12 protein-coding genes are annotated in these 18,201 nt (G+C 51.1%); 3 read left to right on the forward strand and 9 right to left on the reverse strand.

Going from position 1 to position 18,201, the window contains the following annotated elements; translation table 11 throughout:
* Window positions 1-567: 567 nt before the first annotated feature.
* Both ACR0JE_RS16815 and ACR0JE_RS16820 read left to right on the forward strand, forming a co-directional pair.
* Window positions 568-816 carry a hypothetical protein gene (locus tag ACR0JE_RS16815; RefSeq protein ID WP_480864998.1) on the forward strand — a complete coding sequence of 83 codons (249 nt, stop codon included), beginning with the start codon at window positions 568-570 and terminating at the stop codon, window positions 814-816.
* Window positions 797-4,273: a type I secretion C-terminal target domain-containing protein gene (locus ACR0JE_RS16820; protein WP_480864999.1), complete on the forward strand. Its 3,477-nt coding sequence runs from the start codon at window positions 797-799 to the stop codon at window positions 4,271-4,273. Before ACR0JE_RS16815 ends, ACR0JE_RS16820 begins: the two co-directional genes overlap by 20 nt.
* 481 nt (window positions 4,274-4,754) lie before the next feature.
* Here the strand turns inward: ACR0JE_RS16820 and ACR0JE_RS16825 are convergent, their stop codons facing one another.
* The 9 genes from ACR0JE_RS16825 to ACR0JE_RS16865 all read right to left on the reverse strand — a co-directional run bounded on the left by ACR0JE_RS16825 (window position 4,755) and on the right by ACR0JE_RS16865 (window position 16,565).
* Entirely contained in the window at window positions 4,755-5,189 is a 435-nt protein-coding gene (locus ACR0JE_RS16825) for a hypothetical protein (protein ID WP_480865000.1), read from the reverse strand.
* Window position 5,190: 1 nt separating this feature from the next.
* Window positions 5,191-6,555: a hypothetical protein gene (locus ACR0JE_RS16830; RefSeq protein WP_480865001.1), complete on the reverse strand. Its 1,365-nt coding sequence runs from the start codon at window positions 6,553-6,555 to the stop codon at window positions 5,191-5,193.
* Window positions 6,556-6,559: 4 nt separating this feature from the next.
* Window positions 6,560-10,051 carry a DEAD/DEAH box helicase gene (locus ACR0JE_RS16835; protein ID WP_480865002.1) on the reverse strand — a complete coding sequence of 1,164 codons (3,492 nt, stop codon included), beginning with the start codon at window positions 10,049-10,051 and terminating at the stop codon, window positions 6,560-6,562.
* Between the two features lie 36 nt (window positions 10,052-10,087).
* Window positions 10,088-12,517, reverse strand: coding sequence for an SEC-C metal-binding domain-containing protein (locus tag ACR0JE_RS16840; protein ID WP_480865003.1), 2,430 nt, complete (start codon window positions 12,515-12,517; stop codon window positions 10,088-10,090).
* A 152-nt stretch (window positions 12,518-12,669) separates the two neighbouring features.
* Complete coding sequence (locus ACR0JE_RS16845) at window positions 12,670-12,861, reverse strand: hypothetical protein (RefSeq protein WP_480865004.1); 192 nt, start codon at window positions 12,859-12,861, stop codon at window positions 12,670-12,672.
* Window positions 12,862-13,099: 238 nt separating this feature from the next.
* Window positions 13,100-14,203 (reverse strand): hypothetical protein, encoded by a 1,104-nt coding sequence (locus ACR0JE_RS16850; RefSeq protein ID WP_480865005.1) that lies wholly within the window; start codon window positions 14,201-14,203, stop codon window positions 13,100-13,102.
* 219 nt (window positions 14,204-14,422) lie between these two features.
* Window positions 14,423-14,773, reverse strand: coding sequence for a glycine cleavage system protein H (locus tag ACR0JE_RS16855; protein WP_480865006.1), 351 nt, complete (start codon window positions 14,771-14,773; stop codon window positions 14,423-14,425).
* Between the two features lie 11 nt (window positions 14,774-14,784).
* Window positions 14,785-16,164 carry a relaxase/mobilization nuclease domain-containing protein gene (locus ACR0JE_RS16860; protein ID WP_480865007.1) on the reverse strand — a complete coding sequence of 460 codons (1,380 nt, stop codon included), beginning with the start codon at window positions 16,162-16,164 and terminating at the stop codon, window positions 14,785-14,787.
* Window positions 16,161-16,565, reverse strand: coding sequence for a hypothetical protein (locus ACR0JE_RS16865; protein ID WP_480865008.1), 405 nt, complete (start codon window positions 16,563-16,565; stop codon window positions 16,161-16,163). Before ACR0JE_RS16865 ends, ACR0JE_RS16860 begins: the two co-directional genes overlap by 4 nt.
* A gap of 225 nt (window positions 16,566-16,790) precedes the next feature.
* Between ACR0JE_RS16865 and ACR0JE_RS16870 the strand changes: the two genes are divergently transcribed.
* Window positions 16,791-18,131, forward strand: a complete 1,341-nt coding sequence (locus tag ACR0JE_RS16870; RefSeq protein WP_480865009.1) for a DUF6538 domain-containing protein — start codon at window positions 16,791-16,793, stop codon at window positions 18,129-18,131.
* Window positions 18,132-18,201: the final 70 nt, after the last annotated feature.

The raw sequence follows: 18,201 nt of genomic DNA on the forward strand, positions 1-18,201 counted from the left end.
TTCCGGACAAAGGAAATTGTCCGGATTGGTTGGTTTGTTTTTTCAATTAACGTCGGTAGACGTCGCCCCCGCGACTAAACGGTATGATGAAAAATAATAATTTCAATAGAATCTCGGCTGGACACTCGTCCCAAGTAGAGATTGCGTGATCAGAGTAGATGGACTTGCATGTTTACCTGCTTCACTCTTGAGTTTTGAAATCCACTTCCCATCTGCTCGCGCCGCCGAAATTGAAGCAGTAGAAACCCAAACTCACTGGTGAATACCCAATTCTATCCACAGCTTCCGAAAGGCACAAAACACGCATTGATTGATCGCGTGTTTTCAAAAAGGCATTCTATCGTTGCAAAAACTATGGGGGATCAATGTCACGAGCAAAAAAAGCTTCAGTCACAATCATCATTAGCCTAGCGCTATGCCTACTCGCGATCTGGCAGATCAAAGAAGTTCGATACTTTTTAGGAATCGAACGGCAGCCCAATGTCGATCAGCCATGGGCATACATAGACAATCACACCCCGCGAAACGCAGACGGAACTCCAATAAAATAAAAAAGAGAGAACTTTGATGAGTACAAAACTCAAAATATTACTATTCGCTACTGCGGTAATTTCGGTACTTGCAGCATCTTATATATACCTGAATACGTACAGCTCCTTTCACGCAAAACAGATTAGTATTGATGATGCATCGATAAACAATGATCCAAACAATCCCCAAAATGCAGATCATTTGGATGGAGCTGTCCTAAATCATGGATTTGAACATAAGTTAAAAAGAGAAAGAGAGAATCGAGATGACTTACCCGACCAGTGAAATTCAAGAATTAAAGTATAAAGATAGCTCTTCAAATGTGAAAAATTGGACAACATCGCCATTTAACTTTCAGAAGACGGGCGGTACATACAATATATCATTCGCGTTCTTCGATGAAACTAATGACTTCACCGGAACTTACTTGTCCGGAACAGTCAATGAAACCGAGGCGCTTACGGGTTCGTCCGACAAGGAATACATTAAAACAGCGTTCAGTTCAGTTTTATTGAATGGTGACCCTTACGCAGTGAGCTTCCAAAATGTTGCCGACATTAATTTTTCTGAAAATACTGTTGGTGTGGCTGACGTCGTAATAATGCAGCAGACTTCTGCGTTTTTTGCATCAGTGCCGAACGTATCAGCTGCGACCTACCTTTATACAAGCGGCGCGTCTCAAGACCTTCACGGCGATATCTCGATAAATGCAAATCTTGCTTCGTGGTCTGCTGATGGCAACGACAGTGGTGATGCTATTGTTGCCGGGGAATATAGCTGGCAGGTTATCCATGAAGAAATGCTTCATACACTTGGCGTGGATGTTCAAGCTGGCACGCTGTTTGGTGGAACAAAGGACAGTAACAAATATACAGTTACGTCGTACGAGCCTTTGCCGGGTATGGAAGACACCACAACGCCTTCTAACAGCGTGTATGCCACAGGACTCCAACTATACGACATAGCCGCACTGCATGAGATTTACGGTGCAAACACGTCCACACGCTCTGGAAACGACACATACAAGGAAGGCCAAGGTTTCGGAACGACGGTAAATGACGCCTTCATCTACACCATCTGGGATGGAAACGGCACAGATACCATCGACGCTTCAGCATACGTCGATGGTGTGACTATCGACCTGCGTGAAGGGCATTTCAGTTCGATTGGAAAGGCCGCAGACAGCACTTGGAACGGTGGCCGTGGCGTAGGTCTAGCCGTTGATAACGTTGCTGTCGCGTACAACGCGAAGATCGAGGATGCAGTAGGTACTTCATTAGCCGATACAATTCACGGTAACGATTTGAGCAATCGCTTGACTGGTGGTGCAGGCGACGATGTTCTTCATGGATATGACGGCAACGACAATTTTTTCGGTGGATTGAACAACGACACACTTTACGGCGGGAGCGGAACCGATTGGTTATACGGCGAGGATGGTGATGATACCCTGTACGGCGGCTCTGGTAATGACTTCTTATACGGTGATAACAACTTAGGTGCATCTGGAAATGACGTTATCTATGGTGACGACGGAGATGACCGCATTTGGTTAAAAGGCTCGGACAGTGTTTTCGGCGGCGCCGGAAATGACACAATTAACATGATTAGAGACGGCTTTGCGAATACTTATAACATTGATGGTGGGTCTGGAAACGATTTCATAAATATTGATCAAGGGGATAACACTGCCATAACCACATCAAACATTGAGGGCGGCGCGGGGAATGATCAATTTCATGGTGGTGCAGGATATTACGCTGATGTCAGGGTGACTGATTTGAGTGGAGATGATCTTCACTCGATTCACGGACACGATATTCAGGTAAAAGACTATGGTACAGGTGACGACACTTATGCTCAGAAAATTGGTGGCTTTAACGGGAACTCACAGACTTACTTTGATGAAGGTGGATTTGATATCTGGGACTTAAGCGACGACAACAACTTCATCAGTACTATTGTATTCACACCTTCTCAAAATGGGAATGATCTCAACGTTCGCGCTACAAAAAATGGATTCAGCAAAAGCGACATTATCTTTGAGGACTACTACCTAAACTCAGACTATCGATTTGAACTAGTTCGCTTCAAAGGCGGTGAGGAGATCACCTTTGACTACGTAGTAAATCAAAGCGATTACACTGTCGGGACATCAGGAAACGATGCAAGCATCACTGGAACATCATCGAATGACAAGATTCATTCTTTTTCCGGAGACGATACTGTTATCGGATCAGCAGGAGACGATGAAGTTAACGGAGGTGATGGATTTGACACCATTTCTTACATAAACGCTACTGGCGGTGTGACAGTTGATCTTACCAACAATCTGTCATCTGGTGCACTTGGGGTCGACACCTTTGTCTCAATTGAAAACGCCACAGGATCAGCTTTTGCCGATACGATCCACGGCGGGTCGATTGCAAATACCCTACGCGGTGAAGGCGGCAACGATACGATCAATGGATGGGCTGGCGCAGATATCCTTTATGGCGGTGCAGGCGATGACTTCCTCTACGGCGACGATACAGCCAATGCTGCCGGATATGTTGGCGCAGGCAATGACACCATCTACGGCGATGCTGGCAATGATACGATTGCTGGCGGTGCGGGTGATGACACCATCCACGGCGGCGATGACGATGATACGATCTGGGGCGGCGCGGGTGCCGACACCATTCATGGCGATGCAGGCAATGACACCCTGTATGGTGACTTCACGAATAGCTCAGGCAATGATGCAGGCGACATCATCTACGGTGGAGCCGGACAAGACACTATCGCGGGCAGCGGCGGCGACGATTTTCTCTATGGCGGTGACGATGTAGACACGATCTATGGCGGCGGCGGTCAGGATGAAATCTGGGGCGACGGTGGCAATGACATCATCTACGGGAATGACGATGACGACATCCTGCACGGTGGTGATGGCGAAGACATCCTCGCTGGAAACGGCGGTGCGGATACGCTCTATGGCGATGGCGGCAACGACCAGATTTACGGCAATGAAGCGGTTGATACGGTCTATGGCGGAGATGGCACGGACTGGATTTATGGCTACGCAGCCGATGATGTTCTGCATGGAGGCAATGGCAATGACACGATAGCCGGAGATGATATCAACAACACCGCAGGCTTTGTTGGTGCTGGCGATGATCAGATTTTCGGCGATGCCGGAAACGATGTTCTATCCGGCGGTGACGGCAACGACACCATCAATGGTGGTGCTGATAGCGATACAATCTGGGGCAACAATGGCAATGACATCCTGAACGGTGATTCAGGCATTGATTTGATCTACGGTCAGGACGGGAATGACACCCTGCGCGGCGGTACGGACACTGACAGTGATACGCTTCTTGGCGGTGATGGAAACGACACCCTCTACGCTGCTGGAGGCCTAGATATTCTCTGGGGTCAGGGCGGCGATGACACCTTTGCATTTGAAAGCGGAAGTGCGTTTTCAACGAGCGATATCATCAAGGATTTTGACCACACGACACAGGCCGACAAGATCGACTTGTCCGATCTTCTATCCGGCATCTACGATGACCAGAACGACGTGATTACAGACTTTGTCGAGATCACCGATAGCGGTGCCAACAGCATCATCAAAGTAGACATCACAGGCTCGGGAAGCTTCGGCGCGGGTACGCAGATTGCCACGCTGGAAGGTGTCACAGGGCTGACAGATGAAGTGGCACTTGAGAGCGCTGGTACACTTGTGACAACCGTGTAGGTTATTGTTCGAACTGCGGGGTTAAGAGCTGACGCAAGATGTGTGCTGTAGTACAGCACATCTTGGCAAGGGAACCCGCTGCGCGTTCCCGTTGCATCCCTCCGGCTCTTGGCTCTGTGAAGGGCATCGAACCCATTCCAGAGCCATATGGGAGACTTCGCTCTCCCAAACCCATCGATCCAAGACCTTTCAGGGCCTTAGAAAACCTGACCAACCCTACGCGGATTGAATGCGCGCCATCTTGTCAAAGATGGATCATGATCAAAGGGTCTTTCGCCACCCCTTGAAACCAGCTCGTCAGACTTGGAGGTTTGCCCTCGTACCTTAGCACATTCGAAACGCCCGATTGATCAGCGATCAGGGGAGCTTTCCTGCTCCCACCGATACCCCATGAGGACTTCATCCAGACAATTCCATGGAAGCTAACCCTGCGCAGACTGTATGTCGTCACCTTGTCGAAGGTAGAACACAACTCTGGAGCCTACCGAACCTTACTGCGATGCTTTTTCAGGCGCATTGCAGCAGCGGAAACCTTTTTCACCAAATCACGTCCATTCAACGCCAAGAGGTAGGCCTGTTTGTCAATCTCAGCCTGCGAAAAGGCACCATCTGCCATGGCATGCATGAGCCTATTTCGCTGCTCAGCCCAATCGAAAATGCTTTGGGGCTCCAGGTATGCGTCTAAGAGCTTGTCAGTTTCAGCGCGAGTCTTCAGTTCATCAACCTTCTTTCCAAGCATCCTAATCGGGTTTGAGCTGCCATTGTAACCAATACCACCGCTCTGACGCAGCATGGACACCAGTCTATCTTCGATAATCGCATAGGCGTACCACGACGCCTCGAGATAGAACTTGCTCTCGATGGCAGTATTCATTCGGTCGTGAAAACCCTCAAAAAGTTCTCTCTTTTGGCTCATGTCAGGTCTCCTGCTTGCCAACCGGATCGGCTGATATTGCGATATCGAGGACCAAGTCGAAGCCTTTCCCGTCTGAAAAACGCTCTTGTGAAAGTTCAATCGCCGTACTTCCCAAAGTCGCTTTGAAGGCTTGGCGCGTGCGGATTTTTTCCATCACATCCTCCGATTTGGCATCTTCTACAGCACGTTCTATCAGTAACTGGGACAGGCGCGAGAACTCTTCCAGGGCGGCCTCTGTGATGAAATCATCCAAGAAATGGGCACGCAACTTTAGCTGTGTTACTCGTCCTGCGACGCCAGAAAAGGAAAAATTGACCGTGCTAGGTAGAATACTGTCGTCTAATTCCTTTGAGGTAACGCCAGACCACCATTCGTTACTGTCATAACCTTGATGGTAGTCACCAGTTCTCATCCCTTCTTCAGTAAGGAAGTCTCTTGCTAGAAACGGGCTCCAGCCTGTGGATGGGTCCACGAACGGTGGCGCTTCAGCCGTTCGCTCGTACTTCAGAATGTCGCTGATGATCTTATCAACGTCCTCTTTGTCTCGTGCAGGCAGAATGTGAAATTGTCGCACAGCCCTTCTCAACAGCCACGGTCTAAGTGGAAATATCAGAAAGAACCGCCTTCTGGCGTAGGCCTTTACCTCATCAGATTGAAAGGTCTTCAAGTCAATCTGGATTCGAGCCCCCTCGATGTGGGAGTAGCAATGTAGGAGGTAGAAGAATGGAATCGAGAGAACTGTGAAGTAGATGGGTAACAGAAAAGCGCGGAAGGTTGTTGTAGTGAAGAACGTGTCCGGCTCATCCAGAACTTGTGATACGGAGTACCAGACGACCGCAAGCACAAAGATCGCAAGTATGATCGAAAGGAAGGCGTTTACCTTGGCGTGTTCTTTCTGCCGCTCCGAGAAAACAACAAGCATTCCCAGAAAAGTCACCACCGGGACCAAGAGCAGCTCTACGATGAAGCTAAAGGTTTTTGCGACATAAAGAAATTCAAGGATAGCCGTTCCACTCAGGGCATCCTTGGCATAGCCACGAAAGTGCTGCGCGTCCTCCTTCGCATCAAACGATCTCGTCAAAAGTGGGAGGCCACCGATGAAGTACCAGACTATCGTGGCAGCCAAGAGCCCTGTTTCCCAAACTCCTAACCGCAAGCCGAGCCAAGCGAGAACGGCAACATTAGCAGAAAATGCTCCAAAGACGATCAGGAGTTTTGGCGAACATAGCGCTTGCACAATGCCCCAAATCCCCTTCCTCACCTCCTTTCGAAGGGAAAACAGAAGGAGAAAAGCAATTAACCAGACTGCGCCAGCTAGCTCCCGATTATTAAAGTTTTCTGTTAGCCAGGTCGAAATTTCCGTCATTAGGTTAGTCATCGTTTGAAGCGGCCGGGAGGTATCTGTCTAGTGCCGAGAAAACACCCGCCGATTTCCAAAGACTACGATTTCCAATCACATATAGCGATGATTGTGCTCTAGTTACCGCGACATTCGCCAAGTTAGGACGCCCACCAGCCCACGCCCGTGCGCCGTTCTGCGAAGTTGCCTGAGCGCCAAGTACAAAAAATACCAGCTTCGCCTCTCGCCCCTGAACGGTGTGTACCGTTCCAACATGCTCCCATACCCAGCTCTCTGGTTTGTCCACCCAGCCCTTAAGTACACCGCTCTTGAGCAGTTCCTGACGGAGGTTGTTCTGTACGATCACAAACGGAGTAACGATGTATAGGTCTGCCTTTTCGCCCGCAGAACGCAGTTTAAGGAGAACATCTATCAGTATTCGGGCTTCGTCCGCACACCATTTGTCTGGCCCGGGCTTCCCGACAACACTGATCCAGCAAGACTGCCCCAGCACAGCATTTTCCGGCGTTGGCTTTTTTGCCTGCACCATAAGGTTCGCATAGGCAATCTCATTCGAGATATCGAACATCGGGCTATCACATCTACGATGAACGAGAAGCGGTGCGCCTACATCCCTGTGCCCACTCCCGATGGGGAAACGGGCGCAATATGAACTTGCGGCATCCGCCATAGTTTGAACTGAAGCTTCAGGCGCGTTGTATTTCATCGGGTCGATCCCGAAGTAGCCGCAAATCTCTTCGGTTAGCGTGCTCGGGAGCGTGACCACTGGTTCAATCTGTAGAGGATCACCGACAACAACAGATTTTCGGGTACGCATCATTGCGCCAACAGCAGCCTGAGGCAGTGCTTGTCCCGCCTCGTCAATTAGCAGCCAGCCGAGCGATTCAGGTTCTAAACGAGAAAACATACGATTTACTGAGGCAAAGGTTGTCGAAACAACCGGAACAACAAGAAAGAAGGACGCCCATAGATCACCGATCAGCGCATCTTTTTCAGGCGTGCCGAGCGAGCGTGTCCCGAAAGATTCAACAAAAACGGATAGGTTCTGTCGCAGAGGATCAGCAGCGCCGTCAACAAATGCTCGATGCAGGCGGATTGCAGATTCAAAGAGATCATCGCGGATACGGTTCTGAGTCTCCGCAAACCAGACGCTGGCTTTCTGCATGTCTTCGTGCGGTAGTTCAAAGAAAGCGGTGTCTGGCACAATGGCGGCTAGTGACTTCTTAATCTCCGTTAAGTGCTCTGCAAGCGCAGAAAGCTCGTCCTTTAGTTGTGTTTCCTGTACGCGCTTGGTTTCGACCTCATTCTTGACTTCGATAAGTTTGCCGCGCGCCGTATCAAGCGTCGTTCGCGTGTCCATTTCCAGAATTTCATGCTGACGCACCGCGCGACCAAGTTCTTGATTTCTGACATTCCAATTTCTGAAACGCGCTGTTCTAAACAGCCTTGAGAAAAAGCTCGGTCTAAGGCGTCGGTGCGCCGCTTCTTGTTCGTAGCTCGCGCTCAGATCATTCTTGACGAGATCGTAGCGATGCTGCACATCAGCAAGCTGAGCTTCGCATGCCGGGCGCTCGTCTTCCAAGGCCATGATTGCCGATGCCAACCGCTCAAGCTCAATTCGCATCTCTTGAGCGCGCACGACTTCTTGGTGGATTTTCTGAAGCTTTGCCCGCAGGGATTTGGACGCCTTGAGCTTCTCAGCGTAATCCGCCCGTGCCACTTCCCATCGCTTAAGTGCTTCTCGCTGATTTGCGGGCGGGTTCTCGTAATCAACTATCTGTCTGTTGCGTTTGGTAGGCGGTCCATTTTCCTGCGGTTCACTCACGACCTGTGGCAATCCACACGCGTGATTGAGATACGTAGACAGCCCGTTCTCCTCATCCCGCCAGAAACCTTGCGAGAATAAGAACCTGTTTGATGCATTCCCGAGGACGGCAGCAATTATTCCCCAACTATCTCGCTCCAAAACGTTGTCCGATACCGTCTTGAAATAGCGCAAGTCATCTGCGTCTTCCGCAATAGCGTCCATTGCGGGTAGTTCCGCGCTGACATTCTCGACGGCCTTGTTATTCGAAGAGGCCACAACCATCTCGTAGCCCTTCAGTCGCTCGTCCAGCTCATGAAGCGTGATTTTCGCGCCACTTCTTTGCAGCGTCTGGCGGGTCGGTGTAAACGCGTCGGACGGTTTCTTGTACGAAGCCATCGCGTTTGCTCGATCCACTATGCGGGCTGCCACTACATCTCTGAGTAGCGTGGTCTTGCCCGTGCCTGGCGGCCCGTTGACCGCCAGAATTCCGGTATCCATGCATTCGGGTTGTGTGGCGTTGACCGCAGCTTGTTGCAACATTGCAAGCGGGAAGCGTCCATTGCCCGGCCATCTACCAAGGGGCGAAAGCGCAGGTTGAAGAATGTGCTGAAGACCGCCTTCGTCTTCCAAAAGGTCTGTGCGCATGGCTGGCAATTGTATTCCCAGATAATGCTGAAGAGCGTGAGGAAGAGCGCCGTTACCATGCAGCGCCCGAGCCGCAGCAAGGTCATCAAGAAAGAAAGAATTTAGCAAACCGGGCTCGGGCGGCGTCTTGCTCGCAAAAAACTCGTAACGGCGCAGGGCAAAATATGGCTCTTTTAGCGTGTGGCTGGATAGATTCAGCGTACCGACGAGAAAATCATAGAGGTCTTTGATATGCGCTTTTGTTAGCGGGATAACCTCTCCACCACGATCTCTTTTGATCAGACGCTTGCTGAAATTCTCTTGCAGATGCCGCTCATGTTGCGGCCAGTCTGCCAATGCCTTCAGATCACCTTGAAGTGCTACAGGAACACCCCATGCGAAGCTCGATATAGCGAAACTCACATCGTCTTCCAGCGGTCTGCCGTCCTTATCTAGTAGGATACTAGCCAGCGGAGAAAACCCCTGCATGCTAGGCGCATCAGGCCTGCGATCCGAATAGAGTTTTAGAAGTGCTTCGAAAGCAGGACCAAGCGCAATCGCTCCCAGGATAAGCTCGTAGTAAAGCCGCTTCTTTGGTCTTGAGCGCTCTCCGCGTTCCCACGGCAGTTCTCTATCATCGAAACGCGCAATCCGGGATGTATCACCCGCCGCCAAATCGCCCTCGCGCCGATACCCTTGCGGCGAGAGAACTTCCAGCGCAGTCCATGTCCGCAAAATGCTCTCTGGTTCATTTGTAATTGCGGGCTTTGGTCCCAGATCAGCACGTTTGGCCATTTCGGCTGGAGCAGAAGGAGTTTCTTGCCTGGTTGCAGGAGACGTCGGCTTTGGCTGGGCCTTCGGCGCTTTTGAAACGGGCGGCTCAGGATTCCTAGCGGGTTTGGGTGCACCTCCTGCCGCTGACACTTTCTTTGCGAGTGCTTGAGCACGCTGCGTGTTGCGATGACGGAGTTCTGATTTTAGAAGATCCAGAATGCTCGGGTCTCGACCCGATTCTGCAAAAAGTGCCTCAAGCTCTTTTATCGATTTCTTAAAGTATGGTCTTTGCGCCATTGTTCCGCTCAATAATTTGTTATTCGCATCATATACTTAAGTCGCGTTGATATCCATTAGAACCGCCAAGGAAATACGGTCTGGACGATCATCAATGCCGCTACGCACCATTAGCCTGCGAACATTGTTGTGATAGATGCCGCCGGACGGAGCCATATACTGGAATTGCCCTGCCAAGCCGCTGCTCGCCTTGGCACCGAACTGCCGCCCCGCATCGCCTGTAGCGCGATCATAATCTTGTATCAGCCTGTCTTCTGATAGTGCCGTACCTGTCACGGAGAGACTCTCAACCAACTTTTCAAGCCACTTCCTATGTCCTTGTAGCTTCCCACCTGCCAACATCACATCGGCGTCCATCAAGTCCTCGCAAACGGGAAACGTAGTTCCAGAGACATGATCCATCACGTTGGGTGCGCGCGAGCTTAGGATGCCTGTATCACGGTGACATGCATTCCGCAGTTCTCCCCAGCGATGATGGCTATCGGTTACGACAAAAGCTCCCGTTGCCTGAGCAACCATCAGCATCAGCTCGAAGTTTGGCGCCATCTGATAGGGCGTGAGTTGCCCGCCGTCTTCGCCGCCCTCAAAGACGTCATCCCGTAGCAGTACGAGCGGGTTCTCTTGGCGCATTTGCTCCAGATGTTTGAGGTAATACTGTACGTATTCTTCCGGGGCGTTCGGGTTTGCCTGCAGCGCCATGCTTTTCTGCGATGCCTTTGGAAGCATGCATAGCGTCTGCTGGAAATCTTGTTCATGAAGGCTCTTCATCATCTGAGCGTCGCGCTCGAAGGTGCGCATACCTTCCGAGCGTTGTTGTGCAAGCTGCATGACTTCGCGCTGCAGGAAGGTATCAACTGATGACGGGTCGGGGAACAGATTGACGCGACCGCTCTCGATCAATGGAAAAAGTTGGAAAAAGAAAAGCAAATTCTTGAGCGTTTGAATGAGGTAGGAATGAGGGTTCTCGACAGGCGAAAATTCCGGTTTGACTTGGTTGGGATTGATGAATGGATTCTGAACCATAACCTCGCCGCAATACAGGCAGGCATTCGAAACAATGAATGGCGTGGTTCGTGGATCGAGAATGCCAGCATAAAGCGCTCGTGTGTTGCCGTCCGGTTTAGGCAGAAGCGCAAAGAGATCGGTGTCCAACGGCCATGTGTAACCATACAGCTCATGAATTCTTTTCACTTTGTCTTCGTCTAGCTCGCGCCGGACGTCGTTCCAATCCTTGCCTGCGTCCAATCCCAGAATCGCATTGACCGCCCGGAAGAATCCAAGGTTGCGTTCGCGAATACTGAGCACCTTCCAACTTGTCCGCTTGGATTTCGGCTTGTCCTTGCAGCATTTCTTGTATTTCTTGCCCGAACCGCACCCACAAGGATCGTTCACTCCCAAGTCAGATTCCTTGACGTCCTTGTTCAAAAAATCTGCAGACTTGGTCTTGCGTCCATAAGCATCCTGATAGTCAACGCTTCCGTCCTTGTAGCCAATGAATGTTTCACCTCCGAAACTCCAAAGCTCGTCCTTCGGCGGTAGAAGCACCTGCCTGATATCCTGCCATGTGCCTTCCACCGCCTTCTCAGGCCAAAGCCAATCCCGATTGCCTGCGGCAATGAACCTTTTCGCGCGGGACTTCAGGACATGGTTGATCGCTATGACTTCCGCATCGCTGAGTGTGCGTGTCTTGATGAATTTGTCCGTGCGGACTAACGACTGACGCACCTGACGCGCATGGGTGCGCTTTTCCAGCGGGTCGGCCAAGTCCGGTTCTTGGGCGTATTCCAGATTGGTCAGGATCAAACACTGACCCTGATCCAGCGGAAAGATAGTTTGGCTTGCTTTTAGTGTAATCGAAGGATCATTGGGATATGCGGAAAGCGTGTGGTCCGGTGGGCATGCAAAGTTATAGATCGTGACAGGATGATCAGTCAGAATGAACTTTACCCCCGCGTCGCGTGCGGAAACGATTTCGCGAACGCCCTCGCTCCACAGTGTGCAGTTGATCGTCCGAACGCCCTGCATCTCCATCATCAAGGCATTCTGATCTAAGGAGGGATACCTTGAGGCTATCCATTTTAGGCCCTTGGGGGTGCGGAACCTTTGAGCATCAAGATATATGAAGAGGTTCTGGAAGTTTTCATGCCACGCTGAGATGTCATCTCCAAGAAACGCCCGAATAGCATTTGATCCGCTGGTATCGATATTTCCAAAGAGCATTTTTTCAATCTGATCATTTACGTGTATGCCAAAGAATGTGCTGTAGAGATCAGTCTGGTAAAAGCACTGCGAAGGATAGCTCTCGAACAGGCTGCGGTGGTGCTTGATACGCCCATCAGGAAGATGAATTTCATCGGGAGACATGTTCAAATAGTGAAGCTTACTATTACCACTCGGCAGAAAGCCTTTTTGGTGCCAGATGGGCACGTAATGATTGTCTCTTGTGATGTCCTTCTTCTTGCTCATGAAAACCCGTTTCTTCTGCCGAGAGCCCAATTTGCTCAGGGCGAGATGGATATCCATATTGCGGGAGAACCCTTCAGCCAGTCAACATCTAGTAGTTGTTTAACTCATCGCCAAAGTGGGCGGCCCGTCGCGCACCGAACCACTAATCTCAGCTAGAGGTCCATGTAGGTAAACGGACCGCGAAACGCCAACTCGGCCTGAATGTTCTCCAGCGAAGCTAGAGCATTGCGACGTTCTGGACTATTCGCCTTGGATTGAGCTAGCGCGTTAGAGACTTCGCGCATCAAGCCGCGCAGTTCGTTTTCGTTCAGAGCAGCAAGCTCAAATCTTGTGATGAGTTTCATGTCATCCTCCTGTGTTTCAGGAGGCCCCGACCATCAGGGCCTTTCGGCCCGGACCCACATCATCATTGGCCATGGAGGACTGATGGGTCGGTGGTTGATCTGACAGCCAGTCGCGGATGCGCTGATACGCATCGCAAGGTGTTCTGCACGCGTTGGTCGCTAGAAACGTACTTCTGATTAAGTGTGCGGTGAGGCTTTGGATAATGCGCGCAAGGAGCGAGCATGAATTCAATAAGGGCTAGTAAAGTGTGATGAGGCGTAGAGTGTTGGTCTCGGCCTTATACTCCAGAGCTGCTAGCAGACGGCAGGGGTTGTTCGATGCAGAGCGCGCGACTTCTATAATGATATTGAACTTCGTAACGTCGTGGTTGTCGTTCCTTGAAAGGCTGTAGATATAGTTTTCGGAAATTCGACGCCGAATGATGCCCTGCAGTTCATCTGTCGTCACTGATTCAAGTCCAGCTCTTTTCAACGAACCAGCTTTTTCTGATTTCAAATATTCAAGTTTCGCGTTCTCAACTTCGATCTCAAAATCATGGAGTGGCTTTGGTTCCGTTGTCACGGCATTTAACGAAAACTCTGTATCACTCTCGAATCCGGCGAAGACAGGTCGTTCAATTTTGTACGATAGCAATACCCCCTCAAGTGCGGACTGAAGACTTCGACACACATAGCCGTTCTCTTCGAACGGGTAGCCTGACATATTGACGTCCTCGCTATTCGGTCGGTCGTCTTCATGACCCTGTATGACCACGCCCTTGTGCTTAACGCAGAGGCTCGGCAACATCGTTGAGAGAAGTAGTTTGAAGCGAGAAGCGTATGTCGTGTCGGCAAAGCCTGCATAGGCTTCGAAGTCTTGTAAGCCGTCATCGAGCTTTTGAACCATCGCCCTTGTCAGGTTGTTGATGTAGACGATGTAGAATTGTGAACTGTGTTGATATGTGACTTGTCTCGCAGGTCTTAGAGCCTCTTGAAATGCATCGAACATGACGTCCTGACCACGGGCTTGATCAATGTAATCACCTGACAAGATGCTATGATTGGACTTTTTGTCCAACAGCGGAATTAAACGAGTGAAGACTTCGTAGCCGTACCAAGAGTTGCTAATCAGCATACTGTCAAACACGAACGCTGCTTCCATACGATCTGGTTGCGGAACGAGAGCTGTACGCAAATCTGCGTATTTAACTCCTTTGTTCGACAGAACGCCGTCTAACTGGTCTCGCATAAGGCGTATCTCGCGATACATATGATCGCTACTCAGGTTAAAGACATCCTGCATCACCTCTAGCATGACGTTATCGCGAGCATTAACCGTGTGAATTGCCTTCGTGTCACTCATGACTCGATGATACCAAAGAGATAGTACAGGTACGAACTTCTTCTGAGACTTGGGGCTTTGCCCCGCGCGCGGATCAAGTGGTGGGTCCGCGCCATGCTCGCTTCCGCGATTTCATCTTGTGCAGCTTGCGCGTGGCTGTTGGTCTCGCGCATGCGCGCGCATTTGATCCTTACACCCCCATGCTTCGCCAGCAGGTCAGGGTTGCAAGCAACCTTTTTCTTACTTCAGTAGCCGCGCGGCGTAGTCCGCATGGGCTTCAATGCTCATCAAGGGTTTGAGCGACTGTTCATCTTCAATTCGGATCGTTGCAAGCCAATCATCAAGCCCGACGGTGTTATCAGCAGCAAAGAGCATCGTGCCTTTGCATGGTGCATAGATTTCAACGGAGTTTTTGGTGCCATGGATTACGCCGATGGGATCACCTGCATCAAACTTTGAAGCCGGGGCATACCATTCGAACATGCGTGCTTCGCCCATGCCGTTCTGGAGATAGGAGCTAAGACCAATATCAATCTCGTGCCCGCGAATGCGAAATCTCTCATGGCTCGCCACACAAAATTGCTCGTACATCTTAAAACTCCTTATCCCGGTTCATGATCAAAACCGCGATCCCGATCCCGGTTTTTTTGTTCGTCTTGCTGACGCTGACGTTCCTGTTGCTCTTCACGGGAACGACGTTGCCGCTCTTCGTTTAAGCGCGTCTCGCGGTTCTGATCTTCAAAGCGCTGCGTGACTTCGATGGGAGCCTTGCCGCCCAGCATCATGTAATGCGCCACATCGCGGTTGAGCGCCTGCATCTGCTCTTGCTGCTTGTCCCGCGCGATGCGCATTTGCTCTTGGAGCCTGCGGCGTTCTTCAAGCTGGCGTTCGATCATGGCTTGCTTTTCGGCGCGGTCGCGTTCATGTGCGCGGGCAATCTCAGCTTCGTTCTCTTCCCTGATTTTGCGGTTTTTGCCCGTAATCCAGCCCCATAGGCCGCGCATGCCTGTAGGCGTGCGGGTGGCGCGCTGCTTCTCTTCGTCCTGCCAGCGTTGTTCTTGTTGGGTCTTGAGCTGATCACGCAAATGCCGTTGGCGTTGCACCATCTGTTCACGCTGAAACTGCGCCGCGAGGTTTTGCTTGTCGGCCTGCACTTCGGCTTCGCGCGCCCAAGTCTTGAGCTTTGGCGTCATGCGCTCTGCAATGAAGCCTTTGGCATCATCAACCGATTGTAGCTTTTGTGGATCACCAAGACGGGCTTGCAGCTCTTTCTTCTTGGCCCCTGTGGTGCGACTGATGGAATACGCCTCACCGCGCCAGTCAACGGCCACAAAACCGCGTTGATCCCCTTGGGCCAGCATATAGCCGCGTTCGCGCAAGGCTGCCTCAAAGGCTTGCCTTGTGTCCGAGCCTGCCCATGCTTCCCGCATCGTCTCTTTAATGGCCTTGGGGTCTTGGCGTGTGCGTTTGGCCTGTTGCCATTCCTCACGGCTAAAGCTGAGCGGATCGCGTTCTTCACGACTCTTGAAGCCCTTTGGCATCTCCCAGCCATGTTCACGGTAGAGATCACGAGAAATCCCCATGAGGGTGTTTTTGTAGAAGGGGAGATTGATAGCCTTCATCTCTTCGCCATCAATCCGGCTCCACACCGCATGGGCATGACGCCGTCCGTCTTTTTCATGGAAGACGACGGCGCGGGGCTGGCCATCTAAGCCTAGCTCACCTTCGATCCGGCCAATGGCGGATTCGAACTCTTGCACCGAGACGTTTTGATCTGGTGGCGGGTTGAGACTGAGTGAGAAGAGGTGATTGGTGGCGCGTGTGCCTTTGGCGATTGCATCAGCTTCATGGAAGGCTTCGACAATATCATCACTAACAAAGCCGCGCACCTGATGCAGCTCGACATGATCATTGTCCCGCATGGCAATGAGGTATTGACCGAGTTGTGCGCCATCACCGCGTTCCTTGGCTTTCAAGATCATGACGCACCGCCGTTCTTGCCGAGGGCTCGCAACAGCTCGGAGCGCATCTTCACGATATCGCGGCAGGCATCGCGGATTTCTGCTTCAATATCAGGATGGACAGGCAACGTCCCAATGTTCACAGCGCGGGCGAGCTGGTTGAGGTTCGAGGACAGCCGAGATTGCCCCAGAGCGGCCAAAACACGCGCCAGAGCGATATGATCCTCCAAAGGGCGGGTATTGCGCCGTCTGACCTTCTCCAAGTCCTCACCGAAGAGCTTGGCCTTGATATACGCGCCCAAAGGCACGCCATTGGCCGCTGCTTCCAGCTTGGCGCGCTCTTCGAAGGTCAAACGCAGCGAAAATGGCGTTGGAGCCTTACCTTTACCTATCTTATTGAATTTATGGCGCGAATTCGTCATCGTCGCACCTCTGATCGTTAAGATCAGTAAGCGCGAGCTGGGTTTCCCATTGCTCTAAGGTCTCAAAGAGAGAGTTCAACCTTTCTCTCTCTAGGTGCACCATTTATTTTCCAGCGAAATCAATATATTACATGAAATCAACGGGGTGCACTCCCTGCTTGTGTTAGATTTTGTGTTAGCTTTTGTGTTAGAACGCACTAGCACAAAGTGATTGCGAATGCCGACATGACCGAACTTCCCAAAGTCTCAGGCGCACAACAGCGTGGGGGAAAATACTACTTCAACCTTCACATCCCCGTTCAACTTCGAGACCTTTATGGCGGCAAAGCCGCCTTTCGCGAGACTATGGGCACGCGCGACAACAAAGAAGCTGAACGGAAGATTAGAAAGCAGCAGACGATATTCGACCAACAGTTGGCACAAAAACAACGCGATGATGAAAACGCCCGGCTCGCAGAACTATTGACTGAGGATCAGCGGGCAAAGCTAAGGAACCTTGAAGATACTGGCGGTCTGCTCAAACACATATCCGAGTTACGAGAAGTAGCTGCTTTCATGTCCGTCGAGGCGGGCGAAGATGATCGTGACGTATCTGAATTGGAGCGAGCACACCACGACGCCGAAGCAGCGTCAGATCGTGAATTTCTGAATCGGCTTCTCGCCGAAGTGCGGGCCAGCAAACGCATCGCTTCGACTATTGGCGAGAAAGTTCCCCCACCGCCGAAAGGTCTGGATGAGGGGGTAATGGGCTTACATGATGTAGCCGAGAAGTTCATGGATGCGAACCAATACACGATCCAAAATCGTCAAAAGGTCCTGTACACATTGCGGCGGTGGACTGAGTTCCACGGCGATATCCCGCTGGAAAAGCTTGAGCGGCGTCATCTGAACGAGTTCAACGAAGCCCTGAAAGAGCTACCTCCCGGCGTCGGCGGACACCGCAAATTGAGCTTTCGGAAATCCGTCGCAAAAGGAAAGCGCGATGGAACAAAACCAATTAGCGACAAGTCTCGCGAAACCTTCTTGTTCCACATCAAGAGTCTAATGGCCTTTGCGCTAGATACGCTGGGAGAACTTTCGAGCGACCCCTTTGTCGGATACAAGATGATCAAATCCAAAGGCAAACAAAGCGACGCCAAAGAAAAAGAAACGATCCCATTCTCACCGTCGCAAGCCCGTCAAATTCTCAATTTTGCAAAAACGACCTTCGACGAGAAAACGATGGACCACTGGATGCCTCTATTGGCCGCCTATACTGGCGCGCGGCAAGAAGAACTGGCGCAGCTCAAAGTGGACAACGTTGTGTTAATCGGAAATCACTGGTGCATCCGTATCACGGATTTGGACCCGGACCAGAAGGTTAAGAACAAGCACAGTTTGCGAACACTACCCGTCCCACAGGTGTTGGCAGATGCGGGGTTCCTTGATTATGCACAACGCCGCCGTCAGGCGGGTGCTAAAATGTTATGGCAAGAAAACTACACAGATAAGCGCAAGAAGACCCGGTTGCAGGATGTAAAACCGGACATACGAGGACGCTTCGCCACTAGGCTCCAGACTCATTGATTTACAGCCAGAACAGTACGGTAGCTGCTAGAGCGATGGCCGAAAGGAATACCTTTGGGCATCTGTCATA

This window comes from Ruegeria sp. H3 (assembly GCF_056533095.1).

What these genes read in the sequence shown, in the direction of transcription:
- ACR0JE_RS16815 (WP_480864998.1), top strand. Translation starts at nt 568, where the DNA reads ATGAGTACAAAACTCAAAATATTACTATTCGCTACTGCGGTAATTTCG.
- ACR0JE_RS16820 (WP_480864999.1), top strand. Translation starts at nt 797, where the DNA reads ATGACTTACCCGACCAGTGAAATTCAAGAATTAAAGTATAAAGATAGC.
- ACR0JE_RS16825 (WP_480865000.1), bottom strand. Translation starts at nt 5,189, where the DNA reads ATGAGCCAAAAGAGAGAACTTTTTGAGGGTTTTCACGACCGAATGAAT.
- ACR0JE_RS16830 (WP_480865001.1), bottom strand. Translation starts at nt 6,555, where the DNA reads ATGACGGAAATTTCGACCTGGCTAACAGAAAACTTTAATAATCGGGAG.
- ACR0JE_RS16835 (WP_480865002.1), bottom strand. Translation starts at nt 10,051, where the DNA reads ATGGCGCAAAGACCATACTTTAAGAAATCGATAAAAGAGCTTGAGGCA.
- ACR0JE_RS16840 (WP_480865003.1), bottom strand. Translation starts at nt 12,517, where the DNA reads ATGAGCAAGAAGAAGGACATCACAAGAGACAATCATTACGTGCCCATC.
- ACR0JE_RS16845 (WP_480865004.1), bottom strand. Translation starts at nt 12,861, where the DNA reads ATGAAACTCATCACAAGATTTGAGCTTGCTGCTCTGAACGAAAACGAA.
- ACR0JE_RS16850 (WP_480865005.1), bottom strand. Translation starts at nt 14,203, where the DNA reads ATGAGTGACACGAAGGCAATTCACACGGTTAATGCTCGCGATAACGTC.
- ACR0JE_RS16855 (WP_480865006.1), bottom strand. Translation starts at nt 14,773, where the DNA reads ATGTACGAGCAATTTTGTGTGGCGAGCCATGAGAGATTTCGCATTCGC.
- ACR0JE_RS16860 (WP_480865007.1), bottom strand. Translation starts at nt 16,164, where the DNA reads ATGATCTTGAAAGCCAAGGAACGCGGTGATGGCGCACAACTCGGTCAA.
- ACR0JE_RS16865 (WP_480865008.1), bottom strand. Translation starts at nt 16,565, where the DNA reads ATGACGAATTCGCGCCATAAATTCAATAAGATAGGTAAAGGTAAGGCT.
- ACR0JE_RS16870 (WP_480865009.1), top strand. Translation starts at nt 16,791, where the DNA reads ATGACCGAACTTCCCAAAGTCTCAGGCGCACAACAGCGTGGGGGAAAA.